This window comes from Legionella anisa, assembly GCF_001467525.1.
GTDB lineage: Bacteria > Pseudomonadota > Gammaproteobacteria > Legionellales > Legionellaceae > Legionella > Legionella anisa.
The window spans coordinates 353,767-365,836 of sequence record NZ_LNXS01000019.1; the positions used below are offsets into that span (position 1 = coordinate 353,767).

The window sequence follows — 12,070 nt, forward strand, 5'->3', positions numbered from 1 at the left end:
AGAAATTAGAATCTGTTACCAATTTGTTAGATTGAGCCGAAATAGTAGAATTGTCATCAGCTATTTCAGTTTATGAAAGCCGTTTTCAGAGAATTAATTCACCGCAAATCAACTCTTTTTTATCTCTTCCTTTCAATTGGCTTCTCTCAGTTTGAAATAGTGGGGTTGTACTCGTTAATGATAAATCTTCATCTTTTAGGGGGATTTTTTTTAAAAATTCATTTGCATTTTTTTTACTGCCAAAAAAATGTTCTATCATCAAATCGGTTGAAGGTTCTTGGTTATGCTCGCACGTTTGCCTTGGATCATCTTTTGAGATGTTCTCACCAGATCGAGAGCTAAATTTGCTTGCAATCCATCCTCCAAGCTGTTGCAGCAACGGTACCGCCAATCGAATTATAAAGTACGCAAGCGAAATAACAGATACCGCGGTTAATATTCCTAAACCTGCCATTGGGAAATATACAGACACAATCAACCCGATCATACCCATTGTGCACAAACTTAAACCAACGCCTTTATCTATGACTTGAACAAATCCAGAATTTCTTATTTTCTTGCTTAACTTTAATTCTTTTGACTTCAGTTTAATTAAATATTCTTTTTGTGCATTAAAACGTTCTTGTAACGAGGCAATCTGCTCGTAGTGCAACAGAAGCTGCTGTTCTGTACTCACATCGTCTAAAGCAGTTCTTAATTCAGCCGCTTTGTTTTGACTCTCATCTATTTGAGATTCGGCACCGGCAATTAATTTTCTAATTGCTCTTCGTTCTTTACTTAAGTGATAAAATTCATACAGTGCCTGGCCTAATAAAAATAGACTCGCAACCAGTGAGATTGAAACTGTAGTAAAAGCCATTACTACTGCTATAGCAGGAACACATATTGAGGTTATGGTCAGTGCTAACATTATTGCAGAAAGAAACCACCTAGCATTATTACTCCGATTAATAGGAGCTTTTCCATCCAGTAGATACGCAGTAAGATAGACAAAAGGGATAAGCAAAAAATCTAACGCAGCAAAGGCGATTGTTCCAATATTCAATCCATGTGTTAGTGATTCCGTAGGTGTGAGATTATTGAAGGTTCTGATGGAAGAGCCAATCTGCATCATTGCCTTACCTGAGTCACCCGTAGTTTTGATAACTTTTGATAAAAACACTATTTTTTTTAAGAATTTCTTAGATTTTTTCCTCGGAAAGCGTTCTAAATCAGAATCGATTGGACGTTGTATTTCGTCAAGTATTTCAATTGCCTCGAATAGAGTATTTGCAAACTCAAATTCTCTCATATTGACCACCAATTGACCATTTTGCGTAAAAGAGCATAATATACCACTTTCTTTACACTTTTGGTGAAAATTTTTACAATACAACCGAGGACTTGCTAATTCAGCATAAACTCAACTATATTTCCACATAGATACTAAATAAATGCGATAAAAATAATCATTATGTCTAAAAAAGCCCTTTATTTGGCAGGTGGCGGCGCTCGAGGCGCCTACCAAGCTGGTGTTCTGAAAGCAATTGGTCATATTTTGCAAGTTAAAACCTTACCCTTTGAAATGGTCAGCGGGGTTAGTGTGGGAAGTATCAATGCAGCAGTCCTAGCAGAAAATGCAGATGATTTCCCGACAGCACTTGATAAACTGGAGACCATTTGGAGTGAAATTCATTGTCAACAAGTCTATAAGGCCAGTAACTTCGCATTAAGCAAATCTGTTATGCGTAATATGAGTACAATGATGCTCAAGCAGCGACAGGCAGCTCATCTACTTGATACCACCCCCTTGAAAGAAATGATCGAAAGTGGTCTTGATTTCACTAAAATTGCGCAAAACATAAGCAATGGATATCTGAGTACACTGGAAATAATCAGTAGTTGTTATGAAACGCGCCAGACTATTTCTTTTTACGAACACAACAACTCCGAATTCACAGACTGGAATTATCCACGACACGGCAGCAAACGCGTTCGCTTCGAAGCAGAACATATTTTAGCATCGAGTGCCTTACCTTTATTTTTTCCAACGGTTTTGCTCGATGGCTTTCATTATGGCGATGGCAGTGTAGGTCTTGCTGCTCCTCTACGTGGCTCCATTCGTTTTGAAGTAGATAAAATTCTAATTTTAGGAACTCGAGCACTACCTACATTTGTAGAGCAAGAAAATTTACGTAATCATGATGACATTCCCTTTTCTCATATTTTTGGGAATATGTTAAATGCTCTTTTTTTGGACAACCTTGACCGGGATATTGAAATGGTCAATCGAATGAATGAAATTGCTATGCTTCTGTCGATATGGAAAAAACGCCGTTCACCATGGCGCCCCATTACTACGTTACATTTACGTCCGAGTAAAGACTTAGCTCCATTGGCTCAAATACATTTTAAAGCGTTACCTACATTGCTTCGATACCTCCTCAATTTTTTGGGAGAAAAAAAGCATTCAGGCGATCTTTTAAGTTTTGTGCTTTTCGAACGTGACTATACTCGAGAATTACTTGAACTGGGTTTTCAAGATACGATTAATAATGCGAAGGAAGTTACGGCTTTTTTTGAGTAATTTTTCTTAGTCAGCGAATTATCGGACATTAGGGGCGCTGGGAACTGTTTATACCATAAATTTCATTATTAATGGCATAACGATAAGCCCTCCTTTTCATCTGACGCACAAATCAAGTTTTTAGGAAATTTTCTAGCTTCTCGGCTGTCATCGGTTCGTTAAAATAAAACCCTTGAATTTTATAGCAATTATGTGATTCTAAATACTTCAATTGATCGGAGGTTTCGACGCCCTCAGCAATTATATCCAAGTTTAAATTGCTCGCCATATCGATAATTGCTTGAAGAATCACTTCGTCTGAACGGTCAGAACTAATATTTTGTATAAATGATTGATCAATTTTTAATTGATCAATGGGGAGCTTATTCAGAAAATTAAATCCAGAATTACCTGCACCAAAATCATCAAGTACAATTTTGACACCGAGTTTCTTCAATTCATTAATTGAATCAATCACATTTACCGCATTGATAATGACATTTTCAGTGACTTCTACATTCAGATATTCAGGACTTAATTTACTCGTTTTTAATATATTTTTAATCATTGTAATGAAATTAGGCTGTATGAATTGCTTCGTTGTAACATTGACTGAAATAGGGAACGGTGGGAACCCTTTATCCTGCCAAGCCTTATTTTGATAGCACGCTGTCTTAATAACCCATTCACCAATGGGTACAATAAGACCCGTTTCTTCGGCAAGAGGTATAAAATCCATAGGCAATAAAGTGCCTTGTTTGGGATGTTGCCAACGAATTAAGGCTTCAACTCCAATTAATTTTTGATTCTGAATGTCATATTGGGGTTGATATTCTAAAAAAAACTCTTTTTCAATGAGTCCTCGACGAAGATCGGATTCTTTTTCCAAACGGACTATGCATTTTTCGTGCAATTCAGACGTATATAATTGAAATTGATTCCCGCCTAAAGCCTTCGCTCGATACATCGCCAGATCAGCATTATGCAAAAGCTCTTCAACAGTCGAACCATCTTGGGGATAAATACTGATCCCAAGGCTTGCAGAAATGATAATATCTCGCTGTCCAATATGTAGACTTTTATTGATTGCATCTAAAATTCTCTTTGCAATATATCCCACATGTTCAACTTTATGTAATTCTGATGAAACAGAAATGAAAATAAACTCATCGCCACTTAAACGTGCGATAATATCCTTGTTTCGTGTAACTTCAGACAGACGCTCGGCTATTCGTTTAAGTAAGATATCGCCTGACGCATGGTTAAAACTGTCATTGATGAGTTTAAATCGGTCCAGATCAATAAAAATCACCGCAAACATTGAATGATGTCTTTGAGCCCGAGAAATTTCCTTCCTCATCCTATCCGTCAGCCAAGTTCTATTGGGTAAATTGGTTAAGCTGTCATGGGTTGACTGATATTCAAGCACAGCTAACGTTTTTTGTAAGGAATCGGTGCGTTCTTCAACAGTTTTTTCCAAAATTTTCTCGCGATTTTTTGATTCTTGCATCAATCGCCATTTTTTGGTTAAGGAACAGGCTAATTGCCGTACAGAAATACTATCAAAGGGTTTTTTGAGAATTAATAAATTGTCACTTAGCCCTAATTCTTCTACAGTTTCTTCCCAAGTATAATCAGAATATGCAGTACAAATTACAACCTGTATTTCCTGATCTATAGCCCAGATGCGTTTAATGGTTTCAATTCCGTCTAATCCAGGAGGCATGCGAATATCAACAAAAGCCAAAGCATAAGGTTCTCTCCGCTCTACAGCGTGTTGAATGGATTGAATTCCTTCTTCTCCCTGAGAAACACAATCTATTTGAAAGGAAGGAAAATCAGCCTCTGATTCTGATTTTTCCAAATCCTCATCCAACTTATCTCCAAAGACCAGCCGATTTAGTTTACTAATTGTGGCAGTTGATTTTTTAGTTGTTAATATTTTTTGAAAATCAAGATGAATAGCAGGATTATCATCAATAATTAAGATTTTAAAATCGTTTTGTTTATTCATTGCCATACTCCTCTCTCTCCTTTTAGGAAACTTGCTTTGCGATTAGGTAAATAAATGGTAAAAGTAGAACCTTTTTCAGGACCTTCACTGTTAGCATGAATTTCTCCTCCCAATTCATTCATAGCAAGAGCAGAGGCATGGAGACCGAATCCATGACCCGATTTTTTAGTTGTAAAACCAAAAATAAAAATTTTATCTAAATTGGCTTTTGGAATGCCAATGCCATTTTCAGAAACCTGAATTTCAATTTTGTCTCGATTTACCAATCCGGTTTTAATAATGAGCGTTTTATTTGGGTTTGAAGATTCAAGTAACGCATCCTTTGCATTAGAAATGAGATTGCCTAAAACTTGAAATAATTTAATCTTATCAACCATAATGGACTTGATGTCCCCATATTCTTTCCTAATCTTAATTTCTTTTTTTAGATGAATGCCGGATAAGAGAAGGGTCTCATCAATCAGTTCATTAATAGAAATAATCTGTTCAAAATCATCTACTTTAATCACATCTTGTTGGGTAGATATGATTTTTTTGATAAGTTCCACATTTTTAGAAATTTCATTTAATTCGTTTTGCTCCAGTTCATGTTCTTTGCCCCAACACCGAGCTAATTCGTTAATATATGCTGTAACATGAATGCCATGTGGATCTTTGGTAAGAAATTGCGCTAAATCGTCTTTATGGGTATTCAATAGATCTGCTAATTTTTTTATGTCTTTTAAGGGTGAAGAATTATGGCTTGCAATTATTGTCTCGACTGAAATATTAACAGAATTGAGTACATTACCCACATTATGCAATACAGAGGCTGAAATTTCAGCCATTCCTAACTCACGTGCTTTTTCAAATTGATGTTGATTTTTAGCTTCTTTATATGAAGAAGCTAAAAAAGCAATGGCTAAGATCACCATCGTTACTCCAGCAATTATAATTGCCAGGAACGTTTGATTAATGCCTTGATAATTATTTATAGTGATGGGCGTACATAGGGGAGTAAACACTGATGCGGCCATGCCGGTATAGTGCATCCCACAAATTGCCAACCCCATAGTTATTGCTGATAAAATTTTAATCTGGTTTCTTAATTTTAAGATGACCGTATTGCTTTTTAAAGCAAACCAAATCGCGGCTTCCGAAGCAAGAATTGCTATGAGAATCGATAGTAAAAACAAGCTAGGCAGGTAAGCAATATTTAAGGAGATAAGCATTGCGGTCATGCCGGTATAATGCATGGAGGCAATTGCTAATCCTAAAATTAACCCACCCGCGATGAGATGAATTATATTAATTATTGATTTTTTTAATAAAAACAGGGCAAAACCAGAAGCTAAAATGGCAACAACAAGTGAAAGAATAGTCCAGAACAAATCATATTCTAAAACAAGGCCAGGAATTGTGAATGAGAGCATCCCTATAAAATGCATAGACCAAATTCCTGAACCCATCGCGATAGCACCGCCTAATAACCAAAGCCTGATATCTTTTTTTGTATTATTGTGATCTCTTAAGCGTCCCGTTAAATCAAGCGCGATATAAGAAGCCATCACAGCCACTAAAATAGAGAGCACAACTAATTTTGAATCATAGATCCCTATTAATTGACTCGTTGGCAAGGCATCCACTTGAAAGAAGCCAGTATACATTTCCCTTGATACTCTTTATATTTTGTTTAAGTGTAGCACGGGATTTTTATTAGATAGTGAATAAATTGACTAAAATTCTTACAATCATCTTTTTTTATTTAATTCTCATAACGAGTCTCATTATGTACGTTGTTTTGCATCGCAGTGCAGTTCAGCTCGAAAGTGGAGTTTATATCAATCAGTCTCAACCCATCACTCATTTTGAACTGATTGATCAGCATGGGAATTTATTTACAGAAACAAATTTAAAAGATCATTGGTCGTTACTATTTTTTGGCTTTAGTTCGTGTCCAATGATTTGTCCACTGACTATGCAAACGCTGAATCAAACTTATGAAACTCTGGTCAAAACAAAAAGACCCCACATTATTTTCATTTCAGTTGATCCTGAGCATGATTCCTTGCAGAGATTAAATCAATTTATTCATCAATTTAACCCGCATTTTATAGCGCTTAGAGGCGAAATGTCGGCAATAAATGCCTTACAAAAACAGCTGCATGTTTCAGTCTCAACCGCACCGATGAGTCATGGAACAGAAGTTTTGCTTATTAATCCAGAAGCAAAGGTACAGGCTTATTTTTACCATCCTATTCAAGTAAAAACTTTAGTCTTGGATTTGAATCACTTAATTAATTAATTCAGGGTCTGTTTACACAGCAAGCTACGCCGGTGCACGCAAAAATGTGAGTACCTCTTGAGTTTCGGGCATCATGCCATGCCAAATAAAAAAAGCCTCAGCAGCTTGTTCCACCAACATTCCTAAGCCATCTACTGCGTCACAATCTAATTCTCTAGCATATTGGACAAAAGCTGTTATGCCATTTTGCTTATAAGATAAATCATAACAAAATGGCTTTGCTGACATGCATGCTGCGGGTAACGCAACAAACTCCCCTGCCAAACTGGCAGAAGTTGCATTAATCACGATATCAAACTGTCCCTCAATCTCATTCAGACTTAAAAATCGAGTTTGCGGGAAAGCACGTTGAAACTCCTCCGCTTTGGCTAGAGTACGATTCGCTATAATCAGCTCTGCAGGATGATTTTCCAATAAGGGATAAACGATGCCGCGTGTGGCTCCCCCAGCACCTAAGATTAATACACGCTTTCCTTCTACTAAGGTATGTCGATGCAAATCACGAATTAACCCAACACCATCGGTATTGTCTGCATGCAATTGATTTGCTTGCATCCATAATGTATTCGCAGCCCCAGCTTTTTTGCAACGTAAACTATGTTGTTGCGCCATCGCAAAAGCTCGCTGCTTGAAAGGTAAAGTAACATTCAGTCCCTTACCATCTTCAGTAAAAAAATCAGATACTTGTTTCTCAAAGGATGGATCATCTGCCTTAATTTTTTCGTAAGTCAGTCGCACATTCATTTGTTTGGCAAAACACTGATGAATTATCGGCGATAAACTATGCGCAATAGGATTACCAATAACTGCAAAACGCTGAGACACCTTACCCTCCTACTCTGGTTAATTGGTTGCTTTGTTGCCAACGTTACTACAGCAAAAAGTCTGTCAATTAAAGCACAGCAAAATATCTTTTTATAGGAACAAATGCAAAAATTAATTCATCAATTCACTCAAGCGCATCAAACACAAATCCATGCTGCTACTGATGCAATAGGCGTAGGTATGCACTGTGATGCACAGGGACAATGCAGTGCTTACGGATAAAATTAAGGTGTAGTGACCGTCTTATCCATGGCCCACTTCCCGCTGGTTCCTGAGAGATCCTCACAAAATTTAACCAGGTAGAATGTTATGTGTTGCCTGTCATCCCTGCGTAGGCACACTACTGTCCGGTAAAAGCAAAAGGAATAGTTGCACGTCCTTGATAAAACACCAAGAATGGTGTCCTAAATCCCTATTTAGATCAAAGATGTACTGTGAAAGATAGCGTTTTTCAAGAACCATTAAAATCTAATTTTTTTGTAGACTACAAAAAAATTTAGGGACATTACCTATTGCAGGAGAGCAAAATTTTTACCGGACAGTAGTGTGCGCAGGCAGGGATCCATCCATCAAAATAGTCCATAGCTCAAATTAAACCACGGAGGTGTGTTCACTCAATTAAAGTTAATTTTCCATTGTCTTAATTTGTTTTTCCCGTGTACATTGTAAATGGATCCCTGCCTACGCAGGGATGACACTCTTTTAGGTATAACTGTAGAGTAAAATATGGATTCTTTGTTTGGATTTTGTGAGGTTCTCTCAGGACTGGTTCGCTGGATCCAGGATATGGGTGAACATGCATAAATGTCTGGTTTTAATCAGGGCGGTCATGGATTCTGCGAACAAGTCGCAGAACGTAGTCGGCTGGTTAATGGTCAACTTGACTTAAATTTTTCTTGAAAAAAACGCGTCTGTCTACAAATAATTAAAGTAATGGAGCTTTTTTGTTTTTCAATATTTCAATATTACTGGAATGCAAAAGAGCATAATAAGTTACTCTTATTTGAGTTAAGGGACAATTCAATGAGCGACTTTTCCGAAAATGAAAAAAATATCTTGAGAAGCAGCCCATTATTAAAGCATTTATCCGAAGAAAACTATCAAACATTCATAGCAATTTCATCGCGATCTACCTTCGTAAAAGGTGATATTTTGCTTAGGGAAGGGGAACTAAACGATGATTTTTTTATTATTGTCTCAGGAGCAGTTGGACTCTACAAAAAAGAAAATGAACAAGCTGCCCCTGAATTGATCGATACCCTGGGCTCGGGTGAAACACTTGATGAAATTAGGGTCATTCAAAACCGCACGTGCGCACTGACAGTGATCGCAACTGAAGCCACCGTTGTATTACAAACCTCTATAAGTAGATTACATGCATTGGAAAATCATCAATGTCATGATGCTATTGTCGAATCAGTAATTAAAATAATAAGCGACCGCTTGTTTCACAGCAACGAAACCATTCTAAATAAAATACATGAAAAAAAGAGGAAAAATAAACAATTTATTTGTATCCTCTTTGGTATGCTCGTCCTTGTCGTTTTCTTATGTGAAGTGGGTTTAGGGCTTTATTACACGTTGAACCCCACTGATTTTTGCAACAATTTGACTTCACTTCCCGCAGAAAATACTAAAGTCGCACTCTAAGGAAGTTATTTTATATCCAGAAACCCGGGTTACGGCTTCGCCTAACCCAGGCTACGAAATTGCCTTCTAGCTCGCATCAATCATTAAACTTTTAGAAACTACTTCGGCCAAATCACGCGATAACTCCAGCTTGGCTAATTGCTCTAATTGGTTTCGCATCAAAACTTGTCTGGATTTGTCATAACGTTTCCAGCGAGTAAATGGACTCGCTAAACGAGCAGCAATTTGTGGATTTATTTTATCCAGACTTACTAACATTTCAGTTAAAAATTGATAACCACTTCCATCTAGAGCATGAAAATTGCGTGGATTTCCCATACAAAATGCACCGATCAGTGCACGGACCTTATTGGGGTTTTTAATACTAAAAGCAGAATGTTTTAATAATACTTTTACATGAGTCAAAGTGTCCGGTAATTCACTGGTCGCTTGAATTGCAAACCATTTATCTAAAACCAAATCATCTTTAGACCATTGTTTATAAAAATCATCAATCGCTTGCTCTCGCAATCCCTGATTCGTGCAATTGACCAATAAAGAAAAACTGGCGATTTGATCTGTCATGGTCTGTGCCGCTATAAACTGTTGTTCACATACACCTAAAGCAGTTACTTCTTTAGCTTTCATCATAAGCCAGAGACAAACATTACGTAATTTTCTACGACCGTAAGCGGGTCCATTCATACGGTGATCTTCGATTTGCCATAGCTTTTGATAAAGTGACTGGGCCGCCTCATACAAGTGCCATCCTAATTGCTGGTGGAAAAAATCCCGAGCGTTTTCTACAGCGCTTACGTCCACAATATCCAGCCTTGTAGCAATATCCTCAAAACCTGGGGGAGTCAGTAATTCTGCACGCAAATCGGCATCGAGTGAATCATCAAGCAGTACATGCTTCAAAGCAAAAATTAAAGCAGAAGGAATTTGCCATGCGCTGGATGGTTGATTTAAGCATTCTTTAATGCAATTCAGAACAAGATTTTGCGCTGCATCCCATTTGGCATAACCATCCGCCTCATGCCGCAATAAAAAAAGCAACTCCTCTTGAGTCAAATCATATTTTAATTTAATCGGAGCAGAAAACTCACGTAATAATGAAACAACAGGTTTTTCACTCAAACCGGTAAAAGTAAAACTCTGCTCTGTTTCTTTTAACTCCAAAATGTCCTGATCAATCGACATCTGATGTCCATGCGTATCAAATAATGCGACACGAATAGGTATATGAAATGGCTTTTTATCCTGACATTCAGGGGTTGGTGGACACTTTTGCTGCATTTTTAAGGTCAGCTTACCCTGCGCATACTCACTGGTAACTGTTACCTCTGGAGTACCTGCTTGGCTGTACCATCGCTTAAATTGCGTGAGATCAACATGATTGGCATCTTCCATCGCAGCAACGAAATCATCAATAGTGACTGCCTGACCATCGTGTCGTTTAAAATATAAATCCATACCTCGTCTAAAACCCGCTTTACCTAAGAGCGTATGTTGCATGCGGATTACTTCAGCTCCCTTATTATACACTGTAGCTGTATAAAAATTATTTATTTCCTGATAAGACTCTGGCCTCACGGGATGGGCCATTGCTCCAGCATCCTCAGGAAATTGAGCACTTCGCAATACCCTGACATCCATAATTCGGTTTACATCTCGCGAATTCATATCACGGGAAAACTCCTGATCGCGAAAAACAGTTAAGCCTTCTTTCAAACTTAACTGGAACCAATCACGGCAAGTAATTCGATTACCAGTCCAATTGTGAAAATATTCATGGCCAACCACACCTTCGACATCGGCAAAATCTTGATCCGTTGCTGTATCAGGACGTGCAAGAATGTATTTGGAGTTAAAAATATTTAATCCTTTATTCTCCATAGCCCCCATATTGAAGTCGCTCACTGCTACAATCATGAAAATATCCAGATCATATTCCCTGCCATAGACTTCTTCGTCCCAGCGCATGGATTTTTTCAAAGACTCCATCGCATGGGCACACTTATCTTCATTTCCTGGTTCAACATAAATACGTAGATCAATTGTACGACCAGAACAGGTAACAAACTTATCGTGAATGCACGCTAAATCTCCAGCAACTAATGCGAATAAATACGAGGGCTTTTTAAACGGATCATTCCAAACGACCCAATGACGTCCATCATCAGTCGCGCCTGATTCGAGCAAATTTCCATTGGATAATAAAATAGGGTATTGCTTTTTATCCGCTGAGATTCGTGTAGTATAAGTGGCTAAAACATCAGGCCGGTCTAGAAAATAAGTAATGCGTCGAAAACCCTCTGCCTCACATTGGGTACAAAACAGATGATTTGAGCGATAAAGCCCAGATAATTGCGTATTATCTTGCGGATAAATGCGCGTTACTACATTGAGTGTAAGTTCATCGGGACAATTTTCGATAACAAGCGCATCCGCTTGCAAGGTATAGGCGGATGGTTCCAGTTTTTGCCCGTTCATGTGAACACTAACCAATTCCAACTCATCACCATACAAATGTAAAGGACCTTCATGTTGACGGATTAATTTCAGCTCACTCAGTACCAAAGCATGATCATCATAGAGGTCAAAATTTAAATTCACAGTCTCTACTGTAAAAAAAGGAGGCTGGTAGTTTTTTAAATAAACGGTTGTGTCAGGCATGATCATTACATCCTATGAAAAATGCGATTAAGTTTATTGAGTTATATAAAAATTTTCTTAGTTTAGCCTATAATGATTATAAAGGGGTAACTTC

8 protein-coding genes are annotated in these 12,070 nt (G+C 37.7%); 3 read left to right on the top strand and 5 right to left on the bottom strand.

Features of this window, described 5'->3' with window-relative positions:
- Window positions 1–85: 85 nt before the first annotated feature.
- Window positions 86–1,375 (bottom strand): hypothetical protein, encoded by a 1,290-nt coding sequence (locus Lani_RS05890; RefSeq protein WP_237740861.1) that lies wholly within the window; start codon window positions 1,373–1,375, stop codon window positions 86–88.
- A gap of 78 nt (window positions 1,376–1,453) precedes the next feature.
- On the opposite strand from Lani_RS05890, the gene Lani_RS05895 reads away from it, so the two are divergent.
- A complete protein-coding gene (locus tag Lani_RS05895; RefSeq protein ID WP_019232892.1) occupies window positions 1,454–2,566 on the top strand; it encodes a patatin-like phospholipase family protein in 1,113 nt (370 codons plus the stop codon).
- A gap of 112 nt (window positions 2,567–2,678) precedes the next feature.
- Here Lani_RS05895 and Lani_RS05900 read toward each other — a convergent pair whose 3' ends face one another.
- Window positions 2,679–4,559: a two-component system response regulator gene (locus Lani_RS05900; RefSeq protein ID WP_202803966.1), complete on the bottom strand. Its 1,881-nt coding sequence runs from the start codon at window positions 4,557–4,559 to the stop codon at window positions 2,679–2,681.
- Window positions 4,556–6,205 (bottom strand): MHYT domain-containing protein, encoded by a 1,650-nt coding sequence (locus tag Lani_RS05905; protein WP_058388458.1) that lies wholly within the window; start codon window positions 6,203–6,205, stop codon window positions 4,556–4,558. Before Lani_RS05905 ends, Lani_RS05900 begins: the two co-directional genes overlap by 4 nt.
- A gap of 122 nt (window positions 6,206–6,327) precedes the next feature.
- Here Lani_RS05905 and Lani_RS05910 point away from each other — a divergent pair, with 122 nt between their 5' ends.
- Window positions 6,328–6,843: an SCO family protein gene (locus tag Lani_RS05910; RefSeq protein ID WP_019232887.1), complete on the top strand. Its 516-nt coding sequence runs from the start codon at window positions 6,328–6,330 to the stop codon at window positions 6,841–6,843.
- A 24-nt stretch (window positions 6,844–6,867) separates the two neighbouring features.
- On the opposite strand, the gene aroE is transcribed toward Lani_RS05910, so the two are convergent.
- A complete protein-coding gene (gene aroE / locus Lani_RS05915) occupies window positions 6,868–7,668 on the bottom strand; it encodes a shikimate dehydrogenase (protein WP_019232886.1) in 801 nt (266 codons plus the stop codon).
- A 1,023-nt stretch (window positions 7,669–8,691) separates the two neighbouring features.
- Here aroE and Lani_RS05920 point away from each other — a divergent pair.
- Window positions 8,692–9,318: a Crp/Fnr family transcriptional regulator gene (locus Lani_RS05920; RefSeq protein ID WP_019232884.1), complete on the top strand. Its 627-nt coding sequence runs from the start codon at window positions 8,692–8,694 to the stop codon at window positions 9,316–9,318.
- Between the two features lie 66 nt (window positions 9,319–9,384).
- Here the strand turns inward: Lani_RS05920 and pepN are convergent, their stop codons facing one another.
- Window positions 9,385–11,976, bottom strand: coding sequence for an aminopeptidase N (gene pepN, locus Lani_RS05925; protein WP_019232883.1), 2,592 nt, complete (start codon window positions 11,974–11,976; stop codon window positions 9,385–9,387).
- Between the last annotated feature and the right edge of the window lie 94 nt (window positions 11,977–12,070).